Source organism: Actinopolymorpha pittospori (assembly GCF_014873875.1).
GTDB classification, from domain to species: Bacteria; Actinomycetota; Actinomycetes; order Propionibacteriales; family Actinopolymorphaceae; genus Actinopolymorpha; species Actinopolymorpha pittospori.
Genome location: NZ_JADBEM010000001.1, coordinates 8,335,067 through 8,359,546 on the forward strand (window position 1 = coordinate 8,335,067; position 24,480 = coordinate 8,359,546).

The 24,480-nt window shown below is 70.6% G+C and carries 24 protein-coding genes and 1 pseudogene; 12 read left to right on the forward strand and 13 right to left on the reverse strand.

What is annotated here, in order from left to right; genetic code table 11:
* Positions 1-11: 11 nt before the first annotated feature.
* The gene (locus HEB94_RS38680; protein WP_192754426.1) at positions 12-608 is read right to left on the reverse strand and encodes a nitroreductase family protein; all 597 of its coding nucleotides are present in this window, start codon (positions 606-608) and stop codon (positions 12-14) included.
* A 95-nt stretch (positions 609-703) separates the two neighbouring features.
* On the opposite strand from HEB94_RS38680, the gene HEB94_RS38685 reads away from it, so the two are divergent.
* A complete protein-coding gene (locus HEB94_RS38685) occupies positions 704-1,324 on the forward strand; it encodes a DUF459 domain-containing protein (protein ID WP_192754427.1) in 621 nt (206 codons plus the stop codon).
* A complete protein-coding gene (locus HEB94_RS38690) occupies positions 1,317-2,102 on the forward strand; it encodes an Fpg/Nei family DNA glycosylase (RefSeq protein ID WP_192754428.1) in 786 nt (261 codons plus the stop codon). The genes HEB94_RS38685 and HEB94_RS38690 overlap by 8 nt, the downstream gene beginning before the upstream one ends.
* A 307-nt stretch (positions 2,103-2,409) precedes the next feature.
* On the opposite strand, the pseudogene HEB94_RS55130 reads toward HEB94_RS38690, so the two are convergent.
* The 4 genes and pseudogenes from HEB94_RS55130 to rimO all read right to left on the reverse strand — a co-directional run.
* Positions 2,410-2,643: pseudogene (locus HEB94_RS55130) on the reverse strand (helix-turn-helix domain-containing protein); the annotation flags it as partial.
* 146 nt (positions 2,644-2,789) lie between these two features.
* Positions 2,790-3,290, reverse strand: a complete 501-nt coding sequence (locus tag HEB94_RS38700) for a CinA family protein (RefSeq protein ID WP_337918224.1) — start codon at positions 3,288-3,290, stop codon at positions 2,790-2,792.
* Between the two features lie 5 nt (positions 3,291-3,295).
* Complete coding sequence (gene pgsA, locus HEB94_RS38705) at positions 3,296-3,868, reverse strand: CDP-diacylglycerol--glycerol-3-phosphate 3-phosphatidyltransferase (protein ID WP_337918225.1); 573 nt, start codon at positions 3,866-3,868, stop codon at positions 3,296-3,298.
* Positions 3,869-3,897: 29 nt separating this feature from the next.
* On the reverse strand, positions 3,898-5,409 hold the full coding sequence (rimO, locus tag HEB94_RS38710) for a 30S ribosomal protein S12 methylthiotransferase RimO (protein ID WP_192754432.1): 1,512 nt from the start codon (positions 5,407-5,409) through the stop codon (positions 3,898-3,900).
* 139 nt (positions 5,410-5,548) lie between these two features.
* On the opposite strand from rimO, the gene HEB94_RS38715 reads away from it, so the two are divergent.
* The gene (locus HEB94_RS38715; protein WP_192754433.1) at positions 5,549-6,238 is read left to right on the forward strand and encodes a DUF2975 domain-containing protein; all 690 of its coding nucleotides are present in this window, start codon (positions 5,549-5,551) and stop codon (positions 6,236-6,238) included.
* Between the two features lie 55 nt (positions 6,239-6,293).
* On the forward strand, positions 6,294-6,542 hold the full coding sequence (locus HEB94_RS38720; protein ID WP_192754434.1) for a helix-turn-helix domain-containing protein: 249 nt from the start codon (positions 6,294-6,296) through the stop codon (positions 6,540-6,542).
* 23 nt (positions 6,543-6,565) lie between these two features.
* Here the strand turns inward: HEB94_RS38720 and HEB94_RS38725 are convergent, their stop codons facing one another.
* The 3 genes from HEB94_RS38725 to HEB94_RS38735 form a co-directional block, all read right to left on the reverse strand.
* Complete coding sequence (locus tag HEB94_RS38725; protein ID WP_192754435.1) at positions 6,566-7,561, reverse strand: mannonate dehydratase; 996 nt, start codon at positions 7,559-7,561, stop codon at positions 6,566-6,568.
* Between the two features lie 81 nt (positions 7,562-7,642).
* Positions 7,643-8,491 (reverse strand): NAD-dependent epimerase/dehydratase family protein, encoded by an 849-nt coding sequence (locus HEB94_RS38730; protein ID WP_192754436.1) that lies wholly within the window; start codon positions 8,489-8,491, stop codon positions 7,643-7,645.
* A 142-nt stretch (positions 8,492-8,633) separates the two neighbouring features.
* Complete coding sequence (locus HEB94_RS38735) at positions 8,634-9,437, reverse strand: helix-turn-helix transcriptional regulator (RefSeq protein ID WP_192754437.1); 804 nt, start codon at positions 9,435-9,437, stop codon at positions 8,634-8,636.
* 83 nt (positions 9,438-9,520) lie between these two features.
* Between HEB94_RS38735 and HEB94_RS38740 the strand changes: the two genes are divergently transcribed.
* The gene (locus HEB94_RS38740; protein ID WP_192754438.1) at positions 9,521-10,228 is read left to right on the forward strand and encodes an SDR family oxidoreductase; all 708 of its coding nucleotides are present in this window, start codon (positions 9,521-9,523) and stop codon (positions 10,226-10,228) included.
* A gap of 104 nt (positions 10,229-10,332) precedes the next feature.
* On the opposite strand, the gene HEB94_RS38745 is transcribed toward HEB94_RS38740, so the two are convergent.
* On the reverse strand, positions 10,333-12,951 hold the full coding sequence (locus HEB94_RS38745; protein WP_192754439.1) for an FtsK/SpoIIIE family DNA translocase: 2,619 nt from the start codon (positions 12,949-12,951) through the stop codon (positions 10,333-10,335).
* Between the two features lie 322 nt (positions 12,952-13,273).
* On the opposite strand from HEB94_RS38745, the gene HEB94_RS38750 reads away from it, so the two are divergent.
* The 3 genes from HEB94_RS38750 to HEB94_RS38760 all read left to right on the forward strand — a co-directional run bounded on the left by HEB94_RS38750 (position 13,274) and on the right by HEB94_RS38760 (position 17,119).
* Entirely contained in the window at positions 13,274-14,503 is a 1,230-nt protein-coding gene (locus HEB94_RS38750; protein WP_192754440.1) for a cytochrome P450 family protein, read from the forward strand.
* 320 nt (positions 14,504-14,823) lie between these two features.
* The gene (locus tag HEB94_RS38755) at positions 14,824-15,954 is read left to right on the forward strand and encodes a mandelate racemase/muconate lactonizing enzyme family protein (protein WP_192754441.1); all 1,131 of its coding nucleotides are present in this window, start codon (positions 14,824-14,826) and stop codon (positions 15,952-15,954) included.
* An 85-nt stretch (positions 15,955-16,039) separates the two neighbouring features.
* Entirely contained in the window at positions 16,040-17,119 is a 1,080-nt protein-coding gene (locus tag HEB94_RS38760; protein WP_192754442.1) for a serine hydrolase domain-containing protein, read from the forward strand.
* A gap of 4 nt (positions 17,120-17,123) precedes the next feature.
* Here the strand turns inward: HEB94_RS38760 and HEB94_RS38765 are convergent, their stop codons facing one another.
* The 3 genes from HEB94_RS38765 to HEB94_RS38775 are packed head-to-tail and all read right to left on the reverse strand — an operon-like array spanning position 17,124 to position 18,948.
* Positions 17,124-17,828: a permease prefix domain 1-containing protein gene (locus HEB94_RS38765; RefSeq protein ID WP_192754443.1), complete on the reverse strand. Its 705-nt coding sequence runs from the start codon at positions 17,826-17,828 to the stop codon at positions 17,124-17,126.
* A complete protein-coding gene (locus tag HEB94_RS38770) occupies positions 17,825-18,628 on the reverse strand; it encodes a hypothetical protein (RefSeq protein WP_192754444.1) in 804 nt (267 codons plus the stop codon). The genes HEB94_RS38765 and HEB94_RS38770 overlap by 4 nt, the downstream gene beginning before the upstream one ends.
* Entirely contained in the window at positions 18,625-18,948 is a 324-nt protein-coding gene (locus HEB94_RS38775; RefSeq protein WP_192754445.1) for a helix-turn-helix transcriptional regulator, read from the reverse strand. Before HEB94_RS38775 ends, HEB94_RS38770 begins: the two co-directional genes overlap by 4 nt.
* A gap of 200 nt (positions 18,949-19,148) precedes the next feature.
* On the opposite strand from HEB94_RS38775, the gene HEB94_RS38780 reads away from it, so the two are divergent.
* From HEB94_RS38780 to HEB94_RS38790, 3 genes are read left to right on the forward strand one after another with little or no spacing between them, the layout of a single operon-like run.
* The gene (locus HEB94_RS38780) at positions 19,149-19,646 is read left to right on the forward strand and encodes a hypothetical protein (RefSeq protein WP_202896783.1); all 498 of its coding nucleotides are present in this window, start codon (positions 19,149-19,151) and stop codon (positions 19,644-19,646) included.
* 6 nt (positions 19,647-19,652) lie between these two features.
* Positions 19,653-20,099, forward strand: coding sequence for a hypothetical protein (locus HEB94_RS38785; RefSeq protein WP_192754446.1), 447 nt, complete (start codon positions 19,653-19,655; stop codon positions 20,097-20,099).
* Entirely contained in the window at positions 20,096-21,697 is a 1,602-nt protein-coding gene (locus tag HEB94_RS38790; protein WP_192754447.1) for a multicopper oxidase family protein, read from the forward strand. The genes HEB94_RS38785 and HEB94_RS38790 overlap by 4 nt, the downstream gene beginning before the upstream one ends.
* A gap of 58 nt (positions 21,698-21,755) precedes the next feature.
* Here HEB94_RS38790 and HEB94_RS38795 read toward each other — a convergent pair whose 3' ends face one another.
* Positions 21,756-23,054: a DegT/DnrJ/EryC1/StrS family aminotransferase gene (locus HEB94_RS38795; protein ID WP_192754448.1), complete on the reverse strand. Its 1,299-nt coding sequence runs from the start codon at positions 23,052-23,054 to the stop codon at positions 21,756-21,758.
* A 175-nt stretch (positions 23,055-23,229) separates the two neighbouring features.
* On the opposite strand from HEB94_RS38795, the gene HEB94_RS38800 reads away from it, so the two are divergent.
* On the forward strand, positions 23,230-24,468 hold the full coding sequence (locus tag HEB94_RS38800) for a DegT/DnrJ/EryC1/StrS family aminotransferase (protein ID WP_192754449.1): 1,239 nt from the start codon (positions 23,230-23,232) through the stop codon (positions 24,466-24,468).
* Positions 24,469-24,480: the final 12 nt, after the last annotated feature.

The window sequence follows — 24,480 nt, forward strand, 5'->3', positions numbered from 1 at the left end:
GCCGCCCCGGGTCACCAGTGGCCGCGGTGCACCACCTCGTCGGCAGCACGCCGACCGCGCCGCAGGGACGGCGAACGGCGGTCCGGTGCCCGATGGCCGAGCGCGACCACACCGATCGGCAGATGATCCTCGGGGACGCCGAACTCCGCGCGGAACGCCGCGATCCGCTCCGGTGGGATCCCGAAGAAGCAGGCGCCGAGCCCTTCGTCGGTCACCGTCAAGAGCATCAGCAACGCCGCCATGCCGGTGTCGATGTGCCAGTACGGCACCGGCCAGCGCGTCTCGTCGCGGTCGGCCCACCCCTTGTCGGGCTCGGCGTAGCGGTCGAGGTAGGCGGCCTTGCTGGAGAGCGGAACGATCAGGACCGGCGCCCGGCGCAGACCCTGCGACCACGAGTCCGTGCCGGCCTCCGGCGGCGTCGTCGCGGCCCAGAACCGCTCCACGTCGGCCGGCTTGTCCAGCACCAGAAAGCCCCATCCCTGGCTGAACCCGGCGGACGGAGCGTGCAGGGCATTGTCGAGGATGCGCTCGACCACCGCCGGATCCACCGGCCGCGGGTCGAAGTTGCGCACCATCCGACGGCGGCGTACGACGTCCTGGAAGTCCATGTCGGAAAGCCTGCCCCATCGGTCCCGGCGACGCGAAACCGTGTCCGGTCGGGCGCGGGGTCGGAACGCCCGGGGAATCGGTGAGAATACGAGGCATGACGGACGTGCGGATCTGCTTCGTCGGCGACTCCTTCACCGCGGGCGTCGGCGACCCCGACAGCCTCGGCTGGGTCGGCCGAGTCGCCCAAGAGACCCATCGGGCGGGTGTCCTCCTCACGAGCTACAACCTCGGCGTCCGCCGCGACACCTCCCTCGACGTGCAGGCGAGATTCGTCCAGGAGGTCCAGCGACGCCTGGCGGCCGGCGCCGACAACCGGGTGGTCCTGTCGTTCGGCACCAACGACACCCAACTCGAGAACGGCAGCGTCCGGGTCGAGCCGTTGGCCACCCTCGCCGCTCTCGCCGACCTGCTCGAGTGGACCCGGGAGCACCGGCTCCCGACCTTCGTGGTCGGTCCCCCGCCGGTGGTCGACGACGCGCACAACCACCGGCTGCTCGAGTTGACCGCGCTGATGCGGGAGCTCACGAAACGTCGCGGCGTCCCGTTCGTTCCGATCGCGCCGGTGCTCGCGGAGAGCACGCGCTGGCGGGCCGAGCTGTCCACCGGGGACGGTGCGCACCCGCGCTCGGTCGGCTACCAACTGTTGGCACGAGCGGTTCTGGACGGCGGCTGGTGGGACTGGCTCGGTACCCGCCCGGCGGGCGGACGTGCCTGAGGGCGACACCGTTTGGCTCACCGCCCGGCGCCTACGGGTCGTCCTCGCCGGTGAGCCACTCACCCGCGCCGACCTGCGGGTACCCCAGCACGCCACCGCCGACCTCGTCGGCGCGACCGTGCGCGAGGTCGTGGCACGCGGCAAGCACCTGCTGATCCGGATCGAGCCCGACCTGACCCTGCACACCCATCTGGGCATGGACGGCTCGTGGCGCCTGCTGCCGGCGGACGCGCCGTCGCCGGGCGCTCGTGAACCCGTCCGCGTCGTTCTCGGCACCGCGCGGGCACTCGCGGTCGGGCGCCGACTCGCCGAAGTCGACCTCGTGCCCACCGCGCGCGAGGACGCCCTGGTCGGCCACCTGGGACCCGACCTGCTCGGGCCCGACTGGGACCTCCCGGAGGCGCTCCGCCGGTTGTCCGCACAGCCCGACCGCACGATTGGCGAGGCCCTGCTGGACCAGCGCAACCTCGCCGGCATCGGCAACCTCTACCGGGCCGAGGTGTTGTTCCTGCGCGGCGTGGCACCGACGACCCCGGTCGCGCGGGCCGGCGATCTCGACCGGATGGTCCGGCTGGCGCGTCAGCTGCTGTGGACCAACCGCGAGCACCCCGAACAGGCGACCACCGGCGACCTGCGCAGGGGGCGCCAGCACTGGGTCTACGGCCGCAACGGCGAGCCCTGCCGGCGCTGCCGTACGACGATCCTGCGTGGTGAGCTAGGCCCTCCCGGGCAGGAGCGGATCACCTTCTGGTGCCCGCACTGCCAGCCAGACCAGTGAGGCCAGGTGAGGCGAGGCCCGGCGAGCACCTCGAGCTCCTACTGACGGACGGCTCCGCCACGCCTCGTAACAGAAAATCTCACCCGGAGTTGACGAAAGGGGATGATCGCCGAGGGCGATCATCCCCTTGTCGCTGTGGACGGGTGGTGTCGTGGCGCTAGGCCGCGACCACGACGTCGCGGTGGGAACTGGCGGACTCGATCCTCGACGTGTCGAGACGGGGCGCCTCGATCCGCTTCGTCTCGATTCGCTTCGACGTGACCTTGCTGATCACCGGCTGGCGGCCGGTAGGCGTGAGCACGCGGGTCTGCGCCTTGTCGATCTCGTCACTGACCTCGCGCAAAACGTCCGACAACGGGACATCGAGGGCTGTGCAGATCGCGGCGAGCAGTTCGCTGGAGGCTTCCTTCTGCCCTCGCTCGATCTCGGATATGTAGCCCAGGCTGACCCGGGCATCGATGGAGACCTCGCGAAGGGTGAGCCCCCGCCGCAGACGCTGGCGGCGAAGCACGCCACCCAACAGGTGACGAACCAGGACCATCGGTGGCTCCCCTCTGTGTCTCCTCGTTGTGTCGTAGGGCGCCGCTACCGGAGCGACCCCGGACATCTGCTTGTGAGCTGAACCCACCGTACCCGCCTTCGCGCTCAGGTGACGACACCGCGCGCCGGAGGACACCACCAGCTTGATCAACTGTTGGTCACGACGGACTCGAGCGCCTCGCGTAGGAGCTCGAGCGCGGCGCTCACCGTCGCCCGCCGGATGTCGTCCCGCCCACCGGACAGCTGGAGCCGGCGGACCGTGGTCCCCGCGGGTCCGGAACAGGCCACGTCGACGGTGCCGACCGGCTGGTCGCCGTGGGGCTCGGGCCCCGCGACACCGGTGGTCGACAGGCCGTAGGTGGCGCCGAGACGCTCCCGGGCACCGGCGGCCATCGCCTCCGCGGTGCGCGGATGAACCGGACCGTGCGTACGGAGCAGTTCGGCGCTGACACCGAGCAGCTGAGCCTTGAGCTCGACGGCATAGGCCACCACCCCGCCTCGGTAGGTCGAGGAGGACCCAGGACGCTCCGTGAGCGCGGCGCCGAGCAGCCCCCCGGTCAGCGACTCCGCGGTCGCGACGGTCTCACCGCGGCCGAGGAGGAGTTCGTGGCACCGGCCGGCAAGGGACTCTCCACCCACGCCGCTCACGCCGCTCACCCCTGGGCCGGCTTCGGTCGGACGACCTTCACCACGTAGTCGATACCGGTGACCACCGTCAGCACGACCGCGAGTCCCATGACGATCATGGCCGCGATGTGCACCGGACCCTCGAAGGGCAGCAGGTAGAGGACGATGGCGAGCGTCTGCAGGACCGTCTTGGCCTTCCCGCCCGAGCTCGCCGCGATGACCTGGGTGCGGATGACGAGGAACCGCATGAGAGTGATCCCGAATTCGCGGACCAGGATCAGGGCGGTCACCCACCAGGGCAGCTCACCGAGGATGGACAGGCCGACCAGGGCCATGCCGACCAGCGCCTTGTCGGCCAGTGGGTCGGCGATCTTGCCGAAGTCGGTGACGAGGTTGTAGCGGCGGGCGAGCTCGCCGTCGAAGCGGTCGGTCGCCGCGGCGATCAGGAACACCACCAAGGCGGCGATCCGCATCGGTGTGTCGTCGCCCCCGCCCTGCAGGAGCAGCCATCCGAACACCGGCACCAGGACGACGCGCAGGACCGTGAGCACGTTGGCGCCGTTCCAGACGCTCGGCGCCGTCTTCGGTAGCTCGGTCACCGCCGGCCTCCCCACCGCCTCGGGCGCCGTCACCCGGCGCTGCCTTCCGTCTCACCCGCTGCCAGCGTCTCCGCCACCAGGTCGACACCGTCGGTGTCGACGACCCGGGCGCGTACGACGTCACCGACCGCCGCGCCCTCGGCTCCCAGAACCCGGGTGGTCCCGTCGACCTCCGGCCCCTGGTGGGCGGCACGGCCCTCGACCTCGCCGTCGTCGCCGTCCTCGAGCTTGGTGGACTCGACCAGGACGTCGACGATCTCACCGATCCGGTCCTCGGCGCGCTGGGCGGTGAGCTCCTCCGCGAGCTCGGTGACCCGGGCGACGCGGGCGGCGATCTCGTCGTCGTCGACCTTGCCGTCGTAGTCTGCCGCTTCCGTCCCGTCTTCGTCGGAATAGCCGAACACGCCCACGACGTCGAGTCGCGCCGCCTCGAGGAAGGCGCAGAGCTCGTCGACGTCGTCCTCGGTCTCGCCGGGGAACCCGACGATGACGTTGCTGCGGATGCCGGCGTTCGGGGCGGCGGCCCGGATCTGCTCGATCAGCCCGACGAACCGCTCGGTGTCGCCGAACCGGCGCATCCGGCGCAGGACGGTCGGACTGGCGTGCTGGAACGACAGGTCGAAGTACGGCACGACACCCGGGATCTGCGTCATCGCCTCGACCAGGCCGGGGCGCATCTCGGCGGGCTGGAGGTAGGACACGCGGACCCGCTCGACGCCCTCGATCCCGGCCAGCTCGGGGAGCAGCCGGGTCTCGAGCAGCCGGAGGTCGCCGAGATCCTTGCCGTAGGAGGTGGAGTTCTCACTCACCAGGAACAGCTCGCGCACACCCGAATCGGCCAGCCAGCCGGCCTCCGCGAGGATCTCCTCCGGCGACCGGGAGACGAAGGCGCCCCGGAAGCGAGGAATGGCGCAGAACGCGCATCGGCGGTCGCACCCGGAGGCGAGCTTCAGCGGCGCGAGCGGACCGGATCCGAGCCGGCGCCGGTGCACCCGCGGCCCGGAAGCGGGAGCGACACCCTCGGGCAGGTCGGGTGCCACCACGCGGTGACCTGGGATCACGGTCGCGGCCGCGGCCTCACCGCGTTGCGCGGGCGTGATCGGGAGGAGCTTGCGCCGATCACGGGGGGCGTGGGGCACGTGCGGCGTACCGGCGAGCAGGCCGCGGACCCGGTCGGCGATGTCGGGGTAGTCGTCGAAGCTCAGCACCGCGTCGGCCTCCGGCAGCGCCTCGGCGAGCTCCTCGCCGTACCGCTCCGCGAGACAACCGACCGCGACGACCGCCTGGGTCCGGCCACCGTCCTTGAGATCGGCGGCGCCGAGCAGCTGGTCGACCGAGTCCTTCTTGGCCGTCTCGATGAAGCCGCAGGTGTTCACGAGGACGGCGTCGGCGTTCTCGGCGTCCTCGACGAGGGTGAATCCGCCTTCGGCGAGGCGGCCGGCGAGTTCCTCGGAGTCGACCTCGTTGCGGGCGCAGCCGAGCGTCACGACGGCGACGGTCGTGGTGCCCGGGGTGGGAGCGGAGTCGGCGGGCTGAGTCATTGTTCGCCCATCCTCTCGTATCGGGGTCCGCACGCCCGCTCGTGGGCGGCCCTCAGGTGGGTCGCCTCCACCGTTGCCTATCGATTCTCGATGGGGTTATCGTTGCTCGATACCATCGACTTTCGATATGGAGCCTTCCATGGGGGAAACGTCTCGCTCCAACCAGTCAGCCACGACCGACCGCGGCGCCAAGGAGGCAAACCGGCCTCCGATGTCGCGCTCGGTCCGATTGTCGACCCACCTCGTCGCTCGGGCGGCCCTGCTGACAGCCGTGGGTGCGATCCTCAGCGCACTCTGGTTTCCGATTTACCAACTGACCCAATCGGGTGGCTCCGTCTGGGTCTGGACCGACGCGCCCGACCCGCGGGTCAGCGTCCCGACGGGAACGTCCCTGGAGTTCCTGCAGCCGGCCCACTCGGTCCAGTACATCGTCGATGCGCTGCCCTGGTGGTTACGCCTGCTCACCACGATGCCCTCCGCACTCGCGTACCTCAGCGTCGGCATCGGGGCGGTGATGCTGCGACGCCTGGTGTTGACCATCCGCGAGGGCCGGCCCTTCGACCGCCGGAACCCCCGCCGGATCGGCGTGATCGCGATCATGGTCGCCGTCGGCACGAGCGTGACGGCTCTCGTTGAGGGCTTCGCGGGAAGGGCCGTCGTCCACCATGTCGCCGACGTCACCGACACGCCGTCATTGGTCGACACCATCTGGAGCTACTTCCCGCGATACGAGTTCGAGCCGCTCGTGGTGGCCGCCGCGATCGCCGTCGTCGCCATCGCGTTCCGACGCGGACAACAACTGACCAAGGACGTCGAAGGACTCGTCTGATGGCCACGACGAACGACGACCGCACCAGTCACGGCCGGCAGCAGGAGCAGGAGTGATGGGAGCTGAGGACCCAGACGGTCACCGGGTCGAGTGCCGGCTCGACGAACTCCTCGCCGAGCGCGGCATGACCCTCACCGAACTGGCCGAGCGGGTCGGCGTCACCGTGGTCAATCTGTCGGTGCTGAAGAACAACCGGGCCCGGGCGATCCGGTTCTCCACCCTCACCGCGGTGTGCGACGCGCTCGGCTGCCAGCCCGGTGACCTGCTCCGGGTCGCCGAGCCGACACGTCGAGGTGGCGACTGAACGACGCCCGCTGACCGGCGGACCTACTGTTCCTTGGCCTCGCGCGCGACGCCCTCCAACATGCCGCGGATGTAGCCGAGCGCGAAGAGCCTGCCGTACAGCGAGTAGCCGGGGTGGGAGTTGCTGTCCCCCTCGACGGTCGGCACGTGGTCCGGACGCATCGGACCGTCGAAGCCGACCTCGCGGTAGGTTCGCAGGCACTCGTACAGGTCCGTCGGCCCGTCGTCGTGCCAGGTCTCCTCGAACTTCTCCACCGTGCCGCGGACGTCCCGGAAATGGACGAAGAAGATCTTCTTCTGCGCGCCGAACTGCCGGATCGCGGCCGGGATGTCGTCGGTCATCAACCGGAAGTTGCCCTGGCACAGCGTGATGCCGTTGACCGGACTCGGCACCAGGTCGATCAGCCGCTGGTAGTTCTCCACGCTGCGCATGATCCGGCCGACGCCCCGGACCGGGGAGATCGGCGGGTCGTCCGGGTGCATGGCGAGCTTGACACCCGCCTTCTCAGCGACCGGGACGACCCGGCGCAGGAAGTACTCCAGGTTGGTCCAGAGCTCCTCCTCGCTGATCGGACCGGCCTCCGCGGGCGGTGCCTGCTGCATCAGTTCGTGGTCGTAGCCGCTGACCAGCGAACCGCCGCGGGACGGGACGGAGGTGTCGGTACGCAGCCAGTTGAAGTCGCTCATCCACTCGTAGCACCACACCGGGATGCCGAGCCGGCCCATGTTCTCCAGCAGCGTGCACACGGTGTCGATCTCTTCGTCCCGCCCGGGCAGGCCGCGCTTCGCCTTCGCGAGCGGCGGCCGCGCCTCGATCACGGCGAGCCCCAGGCCGGCGTGCTCGTAGCGCTGCTTCATCGACAGCAGCGGAAGGTAGTCCCACGGCGCGTCTGTGCCGCGTCGGTCGACGCCGTTGGTCTGTGGCAGCCCGCCAACGGCCCATTCGAGCCCCGCCTGGACGACGAGTCTCGCCAGCGCGGCGGACTCCGGAGCGGACGGAACCATCTCGGCGAGCTTCATGGCATTCCTTCCCGTCGTACGTCGGTGTCGGATGCTTGTCGGGATGCTGTCCCGATGCTGCGGCGGCCGGATCGGCCGTTGTCAGGCGTCGTGGACCCAGCCGAGCAGCTTCTTCGCCTTGGCGCAGTCGTAGAAGCCGTCGTTGCCCTCGAGCGGTCGGCGTACCGGAGCGTCGGGGTAGAAGCGTTCCTGGAGTTCAGCCGAGTCGATCGCGCTGGTCGTGGTCGGCGCGACCACGAAGAACGCCTCGTGCCCCGTGTAGTCGGCGGTCAGCCCCAGCAGGCAGGCGCGGGCAGATGCCTCGAGGCTCACCCACCCCCACAGGTGCCCGGCCTCGAACGCGAGCCGCTCCTCGGTGCGCGCCTCGCGGGTCGGCGGGTGCGGGGTGATGCCGTGGAAGCGAAGGCTCGCGACCGTCATCTCCGGGTGCAGTCGGACCATCGCGTCCGCCTGCTGCTCCGCGATCCACTTCGACAGGCTGTAGGCGTCCTCCGCGTAGGTCGGATGGTCCTCGTCGACCGGGAGGTAGTCGTAGCGGACGTGCTGGCTGTAGATGCCGCCGATCGCGTTGATGCTCGACGCCGACACCACCCGGTTGATGCCGAGTTCGGCGGCGGCCAGCAGCGCGTGGTAGCTGCCCAGGACGTTGTTGGCGTGCACCACGTGGGCGCTGTTGCCGCGGGGTCCGGCGAAGGCCGCCAGGTGGACCAACGCGTCGCAGCCACGGACCTGGCCGAGGAGGTTGTCGTAGTCGGTGATCTCGACGGGCAGGACCGGAACGGGAAGCTCCTCGGGGAAGCCCGCCTGGTGCGGCCTTGGCCCCGGCTCCGTGGCCCGGTCCAGCGCGACGACCTCGTGGCCGGCCGCGATCGCCGCGGTGACCACTCCCCTGCCGAGCCGACCGTTGGCTCCTGTTACCGCAATGCGCACGCGGCACTCCTCGCGATCGTGAAGAAAGACAGTCGTGGGCAATCCGGCCCGTCACACATGATCGCGGGATTGGTCGCGCAGGGATAGGTCTTGCTGGCGGGCCGGCCGTCCACATTCGGCCTTGGAATCCGGAGAGCAGGGGTCAGGCGACCCGGGAGGCCAGGTGGTGCAGGGCGCGGGCGGTCGTCGTGTCCGGGTCAGCGGTCATGAACACGACCTGCTGGTCGTCCTCGGGGACGGTGAGGATGTCGCAGTTGACGCGGAGCCGACCGAGCTCTGGATGCGTCATGTTCTTCGTCCGGTGACCGGGTGCCCGCACGGGATTGGCCGCCCAGATCTCGTTGAACTCCTCGCTCCCCGCCCTGAGCTCGGCCAGGAGAGCGGCCAGGGCCGCGTCACGGGGATACCGGTCGGCGGCCGCGCGCAGTCGCGCCACCGCGATCTCGGCGAAGTCCTCGTGGCCCGTGGTCAGCACCTGCTCGCGAAACACGAACCGCCGGCGCGCCAGGTTGGGCTGGGTACGGATGTCGCCGAGCAGCGCCCCGGCGAGTGGGTTGAAGGCGATCACGTCGTAGCTGGCGGACGTGACGATGGCCGCGGTCCCCGGGATCCTGCGCAGGAGGCCGGCGACGTACGGGCGAACCTCTCGTGGCGGGCCGGAGGGTGATTCCGGGGCCACGCCGGCCAACCGGAACAGGTGCGTCCGCTCCGCGGGTGGGAGCCGGAGCGCGTCCGCCAGGGACGCCAGGATCCGCGGCGACGGGCGTGGACCACGTGCCTGCTCCAGCCGGGCGTAGTAGTCGACCGACATGGCGGCCAGGTCCGCGACCTCCTCGCGACGCAGGCCGGGCGTCCGGCGCCGGGGCCCCGCCGGCATGCCGGCGTCGCCCGGGCGCAACCTCTCCCTCCGGTCGCGCAGAAATCGGGCCAATTCGCCTCTCGCCATATCCGGTGTCTCCTTCTCCGTTCCGCACCCTGGTATCGATTGTCCCTGGTTCGAGGGCAGTCCCGGCAGCCACCGTGGACGTCATGAACACATCGATCGCACTGGTCACGGGCGCCAACAAGGGCATCGGCAAGGAGATCGCCCGCCAGCTCGCGGGCGCGGGCCTGACCGTCTACGTCGGATCCAGGGACGCCGCGCGCGGAGGGCGCGCCGTCGAGGAGATCGGCGGCGACGCCCGGCTGCTGGTCCTTGACGTGACCGACGCCGGGAGCGTCGCCGAAGCCGCCGGCCAGGTCGGGGCGCTGGACGTCCTGGTCAACAACGCGGGCACCTCAGGCGGGGGCGAGACGCCGGACCGGGAGGACCTCGACACCGTCCGTCACATCTACGAGACGAACGTCTTCGGGGTGGTCGCGGTGACCAATGCCTTCCTGCCGGCCCTACGACGGTCCGGGCGCCCCCGGATCGTGAACATCTCCAGCGGCACGGGATCGCTGACCTGGGCGACCGGCCCGGAGTTCCCCCACCAGGGCACCTTCGCCGCCTACCGGTCGTCCAAGGCGGCGCTGAACGCACTCACGGTGTACTACGCGCACGCCCTTGCCGGTGACGGCGCCAAGGTCAACGCGCTCGCGCCCGGTCTTCGGCGGACCGACCTCAACGCCACCGCCGCCGCCAGTGGTGGTGACCCGGCCGAGGCCGCGGCCGGCGCGGTTCGGCTGGCGCTGCTGCCCGACGACGGGCCCTCCGGCGGGTTCTTCTCCTGGGACGGAACGCCAGTTCCCTGGTGAGGCGACGCGTGAGGCGACGCGTGAGGCGACGCGTGAGGCGACGCGTGAGGCGACGCGCGGGCCGGCGAGAAGTCGTACCGGCGAGGGATGGTTCGGAGGTGCGCCTACTCGGACTCGGGCTCGGGCTCGCCGCCGCGCAGGACGATCAGGAAGCCGTCCAGCTCCTCGGGCTTGACCAGCACGTCGCGCGCCTTCGAGCCCTCGCTCGGCCCGACCACGCCACGGCTTTCCAGGATGTCCATCAGTCGTCCGGCCTTCGCGAAGCCGACCCGTAGCTTGCGCTGCAGCATCGAGGTGGATCCGAACTGCGTGGAGACGATCAGCTCGGCGGCCTGGACCACGAGGTCCATGTCGTCACCGATGTCGTCGTCCAGGTCCTTCTTGGCACCAGGGGCGGCGGTGACGTCCTCGCGGTAGGTGGGCTGGAGCTGGCTCTTGCAGTGCTCGACGACCTTGCGGATCTCGCCCTCGGTGACCCACGCGCCCTGGATCCGGATCGGCTTGCTCGCGCCCATCGGCAGGAAGAGCCCGTCGCCCTGACCGACCAGCTTCTCCGCGCCCGGCTGGTCGAGGATGACGCGGCTGTCGGCCATGCTGGACGTGGCGAAGGCCAGCCGGGACGGTACGTTGGCCTTGATCAGGCCGGTCACCACGTCGACGGAGGGTCGCTGGGTCGCCAGGACCAGGTGGATGCCGGCGGCGCGCGCGAGCTGCGTGATCCGGACGATGGAGTCCTCGACGTCGCGCGGGGCGACCATCATCAGGTCGGCGAGCTCGTCGACGATGACGAGGAGATAGGGGTACGGCGCCAGGACCCGTTCGCTGCCCGGTGGCGGGCTGACCTTGCCGGTGCGCACCGCCTTGTTGAAGTCGTCCAGGTGCCGGAAGCCGAACGCCGCGAGGTCGTCGTAGCGCCGGTCCATCTCCGACACCACCCACTGGAGGGCCTCGGCAGCCTTCTTCGGGTTGGTGATGATCGGCGTGATGAGGTGCGGGATGCCCTCGTAGACGGTCAGCTCGACGCGCTTGGGGTCGACCAGGATGGCTCGCACCTCGTCGGGCGTGGAGCGCATCAGGATGGAGCTGATCATCGAGTTGATGAAGACCGACTTACCGGAGCCGGTGGCGCCGGCGACCAGCAGGTGGGGCATCTTCGCGAGGTTGGCGACCACGAAGCCGCCCTCGACGTCCTTGCCGAGGCCGGCCACCATCGGGTGGTGGTCTCCGCGCGCGACGTTGGACCGGAGGACGTCGCCGAGGCTGACGGTCTCCTTGTCGGTGTTGGGGATCTCAACACCGATCGCGGACTTGCCCGGGATCGGAGACAGGATCCGTACGTCGGTGCTGGCCACGGCGTAGGCGATGTTCTTGCTGAGCGCGGTGACCTTCTCCACCTTGACGGCGGGTCCGAGCTCGACTTCGTACCTCGTCACCGTCGGTCCCCGCGTGTAGCCGGTGACCTGGGCGTCGATCTCGAACTGCTCCAGCACCTCGGTGAGCCGGTCGACGATCGCGTCGGAGGCCTTGGTGCGGGGCTTGTGTGTCGATCCGGGCGCGAGGACGTCGCTCGCGGGTAGCACGTAGGTGACGTCGCCGGACAGCGCGAGTTGCTCGACCCGTTGGGGCAGCGGGGTGTGCTGCGGCGGCTCCACGGCCTTGGCGTCGCCCTCGGGCTTGGCCTCGACTCCGCCCGCCGCTTCGACTCCCCCGGCCTCCTCGTGCTTACCGGACGCCGCCAGCGCCTTGGTGCGCCCGCCGCGCTTGGCGATCTCGCGGTTCTCGAGCACCGGCGAGTCGTAGGGCGCGTCGCCGTTGGACTCGGTGTCCTCCTCCGCCTTGGCCGCGGCGCCGACCCGACGCCTCGCGCGCCGGCGCAGCGGCTGGGTCTTCTCGTCGTCCGCGTCGACCTGCGTCTCGGCCGTGGCGCCGTCGGCGGTCTCGCTCTCGTCGCCGTCCTTGTCACGGACGCGGGCCCAGAAGTCCTGAAGTCGCTGCGGGACGGCGTGCAGCGGAACCCCCGCCACGACCCGGACCCCGAACAGGGTCAACAGCACGAGGAGCGGGACCGCGACGTAGACGGTCAGAAGGTCGGAAGGGAGGGACGACATCACGAACCCGATCGCGCCGCCGGCGTGCTCGAGGCTCTTGACGCCCTCGGTGGGGCGGGGCAGGCCGTTCTTGATGTGGACCAGACCGAGGACGCCGCCCAGGATGGCCACCCAACCGATCGCCTGCCGGCCACCCGGGCCGTTGCGGTCGGGATGGCGCAGCGTGCGCCAGGCGACGAGCGCGAGAAGCAGCGGGATCGCCCAGTCGAGCATGCCGACCGTGCCGGCGACGACACCGCGGATCACCTGCCCGACGTCACCCGGCATCCGCCACCAGACGGACGCGGCCACCACGATGGCCAGACCGACGAACGCCAGGCCGACGCCGTCGCGGCGCAGTTCCGGGTCGAGGTCACGCGCGCCCGATCCGATCCGGCGGACGATGCCGCCGATCAGATGGGCGATGCCGAGCCAGATCGCGGCGAGGAAGCGGGCGAGGCCGGTGAGGAACCGGCCGAACAGGTTGCCGTTGGACTTGCCACGCGCGGGCCGCCTGGCCGCGGTCTTGCGGGCCGGGGCGCGGCTGGTGGTGGTCTTGCGGGCGGTGGACTTCGCGCGTGCGGCGGTGCCCGAGCGGGGTTGCCCCCGCCGTACGGGAGAGGACGCACGGGCCATGGTCAGCGAGCCTACGGGATTCGGAGCGCTCACTCACGTCACACACGCCGGAGGTACGGTGCGAAGCGTCGGTGGCCGCCCGTAGCTTCGGGGCAGGAAGATTCGTGGCCGGACCCGGATCCTCGGCGGGGCCTGCGACGTTCAACCCTGTGGTACGACCCTTCCTTGACACCTGTCAGACACCTGTCAGACACCTGTCAGGCACCTGTCCGACGCCGGTCCGCCGCCGGCCGATGCCGATCCGAAGCCGGGTTGAGCCGGCCTGAAGTACGACGAAAGTCCCGACCACCGCCGGCCGGGCGCGAGCCGAGAGCGAGGGCGCATGGCGAGCACGGCACCGAACGCACCGGAGACACTTGACGCCTCCTTCTTCCAGGACCCCCAGCCGGTCTACGCCCAGTTGCGGAAGGAGGGACCGGTCCGCAGGGTCACCCTCCCGCACGGCTGGGAGGTCTGGATCGTGACGAAGTACGACGAGGCCCGAGCTGCGCTCGCCGACCCGCGCCTCCTCAAGGACGGCCGCAAGCTCGACCAGTACCTCGACCCCGAACTCCTCGGTGACCAGAGCGTGTTCGCGGAGGCACTGCGCGCACACATGCTGAGCTCCGACCCGCCCGACCACACGCGGCTGCGCAAGCTCGTCATGAAGGCGTTCACGTCCCGGCGTGTCGAGGCGCTCCGCCCGCGCATCGAGGCGATCACCGACGAACTCCTGGAGGAGATGGCGGCGAACGCCCCGACCGACGGCACACCCGTCGACCTGATCAACTCCTTCGCCTTCCCCCTGCCGATGACGGTGATCTGCGAACTCCTCGGCGTACCGTTCGAGGACCGCGACGACTTCCGGACCTGGTCGACGGTGGTGGTGGCCGACAACCCGACCGAGGAGGAGATCCGCTCCGCCTCCTACGCCATGGCGGGCTACCTCAGCCAGCTGATCGCCAGGAAGCGCGCCGAGCCCGAGGACGACCTGCTCACCGGCCTGGTCCAGGCCCGCGAGGACGACGACCGGTTCGACGAGAACGAACTGATCGCGATGACGTTCCTCCTCCTCGTGGCAGGGCACGAGACGACCGTCAACCTGATCGGCAACGGGGTCGTCGCCCTGCTGCGCGACCCCGACCAGCTCACGCGGCTGCGGTCCGACCTCTCCCTCGTGCCGGGTGCGGTCGAGGAGATGCTGCGCTTCGACGGGCCGGTCAACCTCGCCACCCTGCGTTTCGCCAGCGAGACCGTGCAGATCGGTGACGTCGAGATCGCACCGGGCGAGATCGTCCTGGTCTCCCTGGGGTCGGCCAACCACGACCCGGGCAGGTTCGACGACGCCGACCGGCTCGACGTCGGCCGTGCCGCCCAGGGCCACCTGGCGTTCGGGCACGGAATCCACTACTGCGTGGGTGCTCCGCTGGCCCGCCTCGAAGGTGAGATCGCCTTCCGCAAGCTGCTCACCCGCTTCCCCGGCCTCGCGCTCGGCGGCGAACCGGAGCAGTTGCGGTGGCGGGAGAGCAGCCTGATCCGGGGCCTGGAGCGGCTGCCGGTCCAGCTCGGCTGAACGCCCGGACCGCGCCGAGGGGCGAGGACGATCGACGCGTCCTCGCCCCGGCTCGACCCCTCCGACTGGCGCTTCCCTGCTGCGGGCGTCGTTCACCCGTCCGTGCCTGTCTGTGCCTGAGGGCGGCTGGCCGTGCCTGACCGTGCCCGTCTGTGCCTGAGGGGGGCTGGTCGTGGCCGGTCACGGCGCCTTCCGCCCCGATTCCTGGTGGCCGCATCGACCGCTAGCATTCAGGGGAAAAGCCCGCTCGTCACAGTCGACGATCCGCAGACACCTGTGCTCCGCGCACGTGGGGGCCCGCGTTCGATCGGAGGGACCTGATGCGCGTCGCCGACATCGACGTCTGGGTTGTCAACGTTCCCTTGACGACAATCTTCGCCAGCAGTTTCGAGTCCAAGGCCGGGACGACCCGCACGATCATCCGCGTACGCACCGACGACGGGCTCGAGGGCTGGGGCGAGACGATGCACGGCCGCCCCACCGCCGCGCTGATCGACCGGATCAAGGACCAGTTCGTCGGTGTCGACCCGCGGGCGACCGCCCAGATCCGTCGCACCTGCTCGATGACGCCCTTCTTCTACGGCTACATCGGCTACTGCGCGCTGGCCGGGCTGGAGATGGCGTTCCTCGACCTCGCCGGTCGCGCCGCCGACACCCCGCTCCACCTCCACCTCGGCGGTGCGGTCCGCGACTCCGTGCCCATCACCGCCCTGCTCACCCGTGGCGACGCCGGAAACGTGAGCCGTGCCGACCTCCCGTCCGCACTGGCCGAGAAGGCGCGCGAGGCCATCGACAAGCACGGGTTCAGCGCGTTGAAGTTCAAGGGTTCGACCGACGCACGGTTCGACGTCTCGGTCATGCGCGCGCTCCGGGACGCGCTGCCCGACCTGCCTCTGCGCGTCGACCCCAACGCGGTCTGGTCGGTGCCCACCTCGGTGTGGGCGGGCAGGCAACTCGACGAGATCGGGCTGGAGTACCTCGAGGATCCCTGCCAGGGGCTGGAGGGCATGGCCCAGGTGCGCGCCCAGGTCACCACTCCGCTGTGCACCAACATGTGTGTCGTTCGCCTCGAGGACATCGCTCCCGCGGTGCGAACGGGAGCGGTCGACATCATCCACGCCGACGTCCACAAGTGGGGCGGTGTCGGACCGACCATGGCTCTCGCCGCCACCTGCGAGGCGTTCGGACTCGGCCTCAACTTCCACAGTGGTGGTGAGTTGGGTATCTCCACGGCATGCCACCTGCAGGTCGCCGCGGCGCTCGACCGGCTCGACTACGCCATGGACGCGATGTACTACCTCGCGGCGGAGGACGTCCTGACCGAGCGCATCCCACTGTCGGACGGAAAGCTCGCCGTACCCCAGGGTGCCGGCCTCGGTGTCGACGTCGACCTCGATCGTGTCCTTCATTACGCACGCCGTAACGAGGAGGAGGGCGACCACACGCCCTGACCGACCGTCCGCCGTACCCCGCCGTCCGCACCTCACCATCCACACCGCCCGCCGGCCTCTGCCGCGTCCCCGCAGGAGTTGACCCTTGACGTCTGAGTCCCGTGATCCCCTCGCCACCTTCCTGAGCACCGCGCGCGAGCAGCAGGTCTTCTCGGCGGCGGCCTGGTCGGTGGGCACCGTCGACGGCACCGCGAGTCGCGGCCTGCTCGGCACCCGGGCGTGGGGCGGCGACCCCGTGGACGCGGAGACGATCTGGGACCTCGCCTCGCTCACCAAGCCGATCGTCGGGCTGGTCGTGATGGCCCTGCTGGAGCGGGGCCGGCTCGCCCTCACCGACCCGATCGCCCTGCACCTTCCGGTCTACGCGGACACGGACAAGGCCGACATCACCATCTGGCACCTGCTGACCCACACCTCGGGTATCCCGGGCGGCCAGCGTCTCTACCGCGACCACACCGACCCGACCAGCCTGTTGCGGGCGGTCCGCCAACTGCCGTTGCGCGCGGCGCCGGGCACCCAGGTCGAGTACAGCTCGCAGGGGTTCATGATTCTCGGCCTCATCGCCGAGGCCGCGTCCGGGCAGACGCTGGACGCGCTCGTGCGCCGGTACGTCGCGGAGCCGGTGGGCATGCCGCGACTGATGTACAACCCACCGGAGGAGGTCCGTCCACTCGCGGCCGCCACCGAGGAGTGCGGGTGGCGGGGCCGGCTGATCCAGGGCACCGTGCACGACGAGAACGCCGAGGTCCTGGGCGGCGTCGCCGCCCACGCCGGACTGTTCGCGACCCTGGACGACATCGAACGCCTGGGGCTCGCCCTGCTCCGCGAGGGTCAGGGCGAACACGGACGGCTCCTCGCCCCCCGAACCCTCGCGGTGATGACGCGTCCGGCCACCGACCATCTCGACCCGCTGGATCATCGGCGTTCCCTCGCCTGGCAGGGCGCCGACATCCTCGGGACGGTACCCGGCGACCTGCTCACGGCCGCCGCCTACGGCCATGCCGGCTTCACCGGCACCAGCCTGTGGGTCGACCCCACGCTCGGGTTCTACGCCGTCCTGCTCACCAACCGGGTCCATCCACGCCGTGACTCGACCGCCATGCAGTGGGTCCGCCCGCGCTTCCACAACCTGGCTGTCACGAGCGTGCTCGAGCGCCGGGGCTGACGCGTCAGGCGTCCTTCCGCAGCGCCTGCCAGGCGCTGCGCCACAACGACACGACCTGCCACGCCGTCAGCGCCGTGGTGAGGAAGCCCAGCGCGGTGACGGGCCATGATTCGGCGGTGATCTGGCGGATCTCGGTGACGTTCACCACCTCCATCACCGTCGAGGATCCGGCCGAGAGCAGTAGCGAGGCTCCGCACAGCGCGACCAGGCCCGCGACCACCGGCCGCACCGGCCAGGCCCGCCGAGCCGAGATCACGAACGCTCCTGCCGCCACCATGGCGGCGACTCCGCCGACGAGCCCGGCCCAGTCGGTGAGTCCGGAGAGGAAGCCGAGGTGCCAGCGACCCGACGGGAGTGGTCCAGGTGCCTTCGTGCTCCAGACCAGCCCCCAGGCGAGCACCATCACCGGCATCGACAGCGCGAACAACGCCGCCGTTCGCCGTCCCTGCAGGGCGACCACTTCCGGCCGGTACGCCGCGACCACCGTGTCGACCGGGCCGCACTCCCGCACCGCCCTGGCCTCGGCCAGAACGGGTGGAACACCCGCACGCTGGTAGGCCTCGGCGGCGTCGAAGAGCCCGTCGGCGAGTTCGGTGGTGAGCTCGCGCCGGGTCGAGCGCGGCGCGTGCAGGCGGCGTTCGACACACCTGAGGTACGCCGCGATCGGCCCGTCGGAGGATCGCACCTCCGTCTCGAGGGTCGCCGTCATGGCGCGACCGCCGACGCGGACCGAACGCCTGCGGCCGGCGTACGACCGAAGGCGAGACGCAGGGAACGGATCAGGGAGAGCGTCATCGAGCCTGTCGCCACGATGGTGACGGCCTCCACCAGCAGCCCGATCCAGGACCACGCGAACACCGCCATGGTGTCGCCGGGGTTGAGGACCGCCATCGCTGCCGAACAGGCCAACGTCAGGGCGAGAACCACCACGCCGAGCAGTCCGATCGCACCGGTCAACTTCCCGACCGACCAGCGCAGCCGCGCACCCGCGACGAAGAACGCCAGCGCCAGGAGCGCACAGCCACCGGCGGCGAGGCCAGCATAGGTGATCACGTCGGACAGCACCCAGACCGCGCGTGGGGCCGGGGTGTTCCACGCCCCGGCGAACATCCACGGGACGTCCCAGAGCAGGACGAGGCCCGGCATGAGGAGCGCGAGGAGCATCGAGGTCCGCCGCCCCTGCGAGGCCGCGAGCTCTGGTTGGTAGGCCGCGACCAGGGCGTCGACCGGCCCGCACTCCCGGACGGCCCGGGCCTGCGCCGCCGCCACCGGAAGTCCGCTCCGGACGTGGGCCTCGGTCGCGTCGTGCAACCCGTCGGCGAGCTCACGCATCAGCCCCTGCCGGGTGCCGACCGGACCTCTGAGCCTTCGTCCGACGGTCCGGACGTAGGAGTCGACCGTGCTCAGGCGGTCGTCCGTCGGCCAGCCCTCCCCCACCGACGCACCGCTCGCCACGCCACGGCCCGTCAGGGTCGACAACCGGATCGACAACGCGCGCGGGCCGATCACGAGTCGCTCCGCAGGACCCCACCGATCGCGCTGGTGAAGCGGCTCCAGTCGGCACGCTCGCGGACGAGTTCCTGCCGGCCCGCCCGGGTGAGCTGGTAGGTCCGGCGACGCCGACCGCCGACGATGCTCCAGTGGCCGGTGACGAACCGCGCGCGTTCGAGTCGCCGAAGCGCGGGATAGACACTGCCGGTCGGCAGGTCGAGCACGCCGCCGCTGCGATCCTGCAGCGCCTCGATGATGGCGTAGCCGTGCAACGGCCCGTCCTCGAGAGTGGCGAGCAGCAGGGCGTCGAGGTGTCCGCGCACGATATCGGCCTTCACAAGTAAGCAGGCTACTCATCGACGCGCCGATCGTGAAGCCTCCTGGACCGACCCAGGAGAGCGTTCAGGGAGCACCCTGACGGGGACTCAGGGTCCACCTGGTACCGGGAACTGGGGCGAAACCCGATTCCATGGGTAGACAGGCAACTCATAGAGTCGAGCCCAGTCAGCACCGTCGGCACCGAGATCGGGGAGGTCACGTGCAGCGGGCCAACATCACCGCGAGCCCTGGAACCGAGCGGGTCGCTACCCGCCGGCCCGGGGCCACCCTGTGGCTGTTGCGAGCCACCGCCACGCTGCATGGGTTGATGGTGGTCGCCCAGCCGATCCTCGCGGGCGTCTACCTGAGCGGCCAGTTCGACGCGCTCGAGCCCCACAGTGTCAACGCCACCCTCATCTCGACCGTCTCCATGGTCCAGCTCGCGGCGAGCGTGCTCTACGCCTGGCCAGGCGGCGGCCGGGTGTGGCCGGCGGTGTTCAGTCTCGCGCTCTTCCTCGCGGAAGGGATGCAGATCGGCATGGGCTACACCGGCAATCTCGCCGTGCACATCCCACTCGGGGTGTCGGTGGTGACCGCCCAGATCGTCTTCGTGGTCTGGGTCCTGCGAGGCGGCGCCCGCCGCCCCCGCCGCCCCCGTCGCCGCGCTCTCCGGCCGACCGCCGAGCCCACCTCAGCGCGCATCACCCAGACCAGGTGAGGAAACGTGACCATCTCGACCGACACACTCACCCCACCCGCGAAGACGGCGAGGAGACCACGGGCGAGCCTGTGGGCCCTGCGCATCACGGCGATCCTGCATTCGCTGCTGATCTTCCTCCAGCCGGTCCTGGCCGGTGAGTACCTCGCCGGCGACCTCAACGCCATCGCCAACCACGAGACCAACGCGCACATGGTCACCGCCGCGGCGTTCGCCCAACTCGTCGCCGCGGTGTTCTACGGCTGGCGGGGCCGGGGCCGATGGTGGCCGGTCCTGCTGGCCGTGGGGCTCGAACTCGCCGAGGAGACGCAGAAGATCTTCGGGTACTCCCAGAACCTGCTCGTCCACATCCCCCTCGGGGTCACGTTGATCGCCACCCAGGTCCTTTTCACCGTCTGGCTGTTCGGGCCGCGCGCCCGCCAGGCCCGAGCACGCAGGGAGCGCCGCCGATGAGCGCCTACCGACGTCCGTCCGCCGTGCGTCCCACCCTGTCGCGACGCGGTTTCCTGGGCATGGTCGGTGCCGCCGGCGCGGCCGTCGCCCTCGGCGCCTGCGGTCGGGACAGCACCGGCCAGACCGCCCAACTGTTGCCGAGTCGGGCATCCCTGCCGAAGCCGTACACCGTCCGGTTGCCGATCCCGCCGGTCAAGAAGCCCCTGCGCAGCGACGCGACGACCGACTACTACGAGGTCGTCCAGAAGGTGGCCGACGCGCGAATCCTGCCGGGCCTGCGGACGCCGATCCTGGGCTACGACGGCATCTTCCCCGGCCCCACCCTCATCAGCCGCAGTGGACGGCGCATCGTCGTACGCCACCGCAACGAGCTTCCGGTTCCGACCGTGGTCCACCTGCACGGCGGGCACACGCCGGCCAGTAGTGACGGCTACCCCATCGACCTGCTGCTGCCGAGTGCCGGGTGGAGTCCGGGGGCGAGCCACGCCTCGACCGGTCACGGGGCCGCCATGATGACCGGCGACGTGGCCAAGGGCCAGCGCGACTACACCTATCCGCTCGACCAGCGTGCCGCGACGTTGTGGTACCACGACCACCGGATGGACTTCACCGCTCCGCAGGTCTATCGCGGGCTCGCCGGCTTCCACCTCGTCCACGACGACGAGGAGGCGGCGCTGCCGCTGCCGAAGGGCGAGCGGGACATTCCGCTGATGATCTGCGACCGGGCGTTCGAGCACGACGGGGCGTTCCGCTACCCCTCCCTCGACCGGGAGCTCCGCTCCACACCCGGCGTCGACGCCGACTTCATGGAGGGCGTGCTCGGTGACGTCATCCTCGTCAACGGCGCGCCGTGGCCCGAACTCGAGGTGGACGCCGCGCGCTACCGCTTCCGGATCCTGAACGCCTCGAACGCACGTCGCTACCAGTTCGCGCTGCGTACCGGCGACAGCACCTCTGTCCCGTTCGTCCAGGTCGGTGGCGACGGTGGTCTGCTCGAACGTTCCGTCGAACTGCAGTCGATCGTGGCCGCCCCGGCGGAGCGGTTCGACGTGGTGGTGGACTTCTCCGGATACCGGCCGGGCACCGTGGTGACGATGACGAACCAGTTGGGCAGCGGACCGACCGCGCGGGTGATGCGCTTCCGGGTCACGCGCAAGGTCCGAGACGACTCGCGGGTGCCTGACCGGTTGAGCACCATCGAACGCCTGGATCCGGCCAAGGCCGTACACACCCGCGAGTGGCGGTTCGCGCGTGGCGTGATCAACGAGGAGCACAAGGGCTGGACCATCAACGGCAAGCCCTTCGACCCGCGCCGCATGGACGCCCGCCCGAGGCTGGGCGACATCGAGATCTGGCGCTTCACCGCCGACCTGCACCACCCGGTGCACATCCACCTCGACCCGTTCCAGGTGCTGCGACGAGGCAACCATTCGCCCAGCGACTCCGAGAGCGGCTGGAAGGACACCGTCGACCTCCGACCGACCGAGACCGTCGAGGTCGCCGTCCGGTTCACCGACCATCGCGGCGCGTTCATGTTGCACTGCCACAACCTCGAGCACGAGGACATGGCGATGATGGCGTCGTTCGCGACGGTGTGAGCACGGGGCGCGGCCGCGATCGTCCTGCTCGCCGGCACCGCTGCCGGCATGTCGACCGCTAGCGAGACCGCGTGAGGGCGTGATGGACCTTGCGCACCGCCGCCGCGATGTCGTCGACGTCGGCGTCGGTGTAGCGCTCGTTCCAGGAGATCACCAGCAGCCGCTCCCCGATCAGCCGCTCCGCCTCCGGGCACAGGCCGACGTCATAGCGTGGCTCGACCCGAGCCGGTGGCACCTGGAGTGGGTAGCCCGACTGGCCGTAGGTACGCCGATCGGCCAGGACGGGCGTCCGGTACAGCGGCCGGTTCAGGTAACCACCGTTGGCCGGAATCCCTTCCGCCGCGAGCGCCTTGCCGTAGTCGTGGCAGGTCCCGCCGGCCAGCGCCGGGTCGACCACGAGGGGGTACTGCCAGTAGCTCATGCCGTCGTGGGGCGGCACGGCGAGCCCAGCCAGTGACGCCAGTGCGGAGGTCAGTCGGCGCGCGCCGCCGCGACGGTCGTCCACCACGCCGGCCAGCTTGGGCAGCTGGGCGCGTGCGACCGCCGCCTGGAGTTCGGTCATGCGGTAGTTGGTGGACAGGAAGAGGTGCGTGCGCTCGTCGGTGTCGCGCGGCCAGCCCTTGTCGGCGAAGAGGCGCATCCTGCGCGCGAGTTCGGCGTCGGCGGTGACACACAGTCCGCCGTCGCCCGCGGTGATGTGCTTGGACTGTTGGAGGCTGAAGCACCCGATGTGCCCGACCGTGCCGGCGAGCCGGCCGTCGGGACAGCGCGTGAGGTAGGCCTGGGCGCAGTCCTCGACGAGCAGGATCCCGTGCGCGTCGGCGAGCTCGCGGAGCGCGGCGACCGGGGCCGGGGAGCCGAACAGGTGGACGGCGAAAATCGCCCTGGTCCGTTCGGTGATGCACGCGCGGACCGACTCCACGTCGAGGTTCCCGGTGCGTGGGTCGACGTCGGCGAACACGGGTACGGCGTTCTGCATCAGCATCGGCAGCACGGTGCCGGCGTCGCTGATCGGCGTGGTGATGATCTCGTCACCGGGCTCGGGGTCGATCGCGCCGACCGCGAGGTGCAGCGCGGCCGTGCCCGAACTCGACGCGAGGGCGTGCTCGATCGCGTAGTAGTCGGCGAACTCGCCTTCCAGCCGGCGGGTCTCACCGCCCACCGTGCTGTTCAACTGGCCGGAGGCGAGCACCCGGGTGAGCGCCGCCAACTCCTCCGCTCCGAGGGTGCGACCACTCGCGTTGCCGACACTGGGGAAGGGCGTCGTGCGAACCGGAGCGCCACCGTCCAGGGCGAGGTTCTCGTTTCCCTGCTGGTTCGTGGACTGGTTCGTGGACTGGTTCGTGGGCTTGCTCATGGGTTGGGTCATGGCTACCTCACGGGATCTGGGTGACCGCTGGCCAGAACAATCTATACGGTCTTGACCTAAAGTCGACCAACCGTCAAGCTCCTGGCAGGGAGTGGACCGGCCGAGACCCAACCGTCGGACACATGCCCTGCCCGTTCAGCCGACCAACGAGGTGACCCCACAGATGGCAAGCACGCTCGCCCTCCACGGCGGAGAGCCGATCCGGACCCGCCCCTTCCCCGCCTGGCCGGCCGCGGCGGCCACAGACTCGGCCACGGACGCGGCCACGGACTCGACGGAGACCGAACTCCTCGACGTCCTGACCTCGGGCAGGTGGGGTAGCACGCACGGCACCCGGGTGACGGCGTTCGAGGAGGACTTCGCCCGCTACCAGCAGGCGGCCCACTGCGTGTGCGTCTGCAACGGCACGCTCGCGCTGGTCGCCGCCCTGCGCGCCGCGGGTGTGGGAATCGGGGACGAGGTCGTCGTTCCGCCGTACACCTTCATCGCGAGCGCGGCGGCCGTGACCTTCGTGGGGGCGGTCCCGGTGTTCGCGGACGTCCAACCGGACACGCACCTGCTGGATCCCGTCGCGGCGGAGGCGGCCATCACGCCACGCACCCGCGCCGTGATGCCGGTCCACATCGCCGGCCGGCCCTGCGACATGGACGCGTTCACCGCGCTCGGCCGCACACACGGCATCGCCGTCATCGAGGATGCCGCCCAGGCCCATGGCGCGGAGTGGCGTGGCCGCCGCGTCGGGGCGATCGCCGACCTGGGGACGTTCAGCTTCCAGAGTTCGAAGAACATGAGTGCCGGTGAGGGCGGCGCCGTCGTCACGAACGACGATGGGCTGGCGGACCGGTTGTACTCCCTCGCCAACGTCGGCCGGGTCCGGGGCGGCGGGTGGTACCAACATGAGCACCTCGGCTACAACCTGCGGCTCACGGAGTTCCAGGCGGCGGTACTCGCCGGCCAGCTCCGCGACCATCCCGACCAGCAGCACCGGCGCGAGAGCAACGCCACCTTGCTGGGTTCGCTGCTGGGTGAGCTCGACGGGGTGTGGCTGCCCTCCACCGACCCCTCGGTGACAGCGCACGGCCGGCACCTCTTCCTGGTCAGGCTGCCCGCCCTGGGCGCCGTCGGCCGCAGGGACGCCTTCGTCCGGGCGCTCGCCGCCGAGGGCATCCCCTGTTCGAGCGGGTACGTCGGTCTGCACCGCAACGCCGCGCTGCGTGCGGAGATCGCGAACCTCACCAAGCGGCTCGACCTGCCCTCCACCGAACCCTTCGTGCCCGTGACCGACCGGCTCGCCTCCGACACCGTGTGGTTGCCGCAGCCGACGATGCTCGGCACGCCGGAGGACGTGCACGACATCGCCGTCGCGTTCGAGAAGGTGCTCGCGCAGGCGGCCACGCTCTGAGCCCGGGGCGGC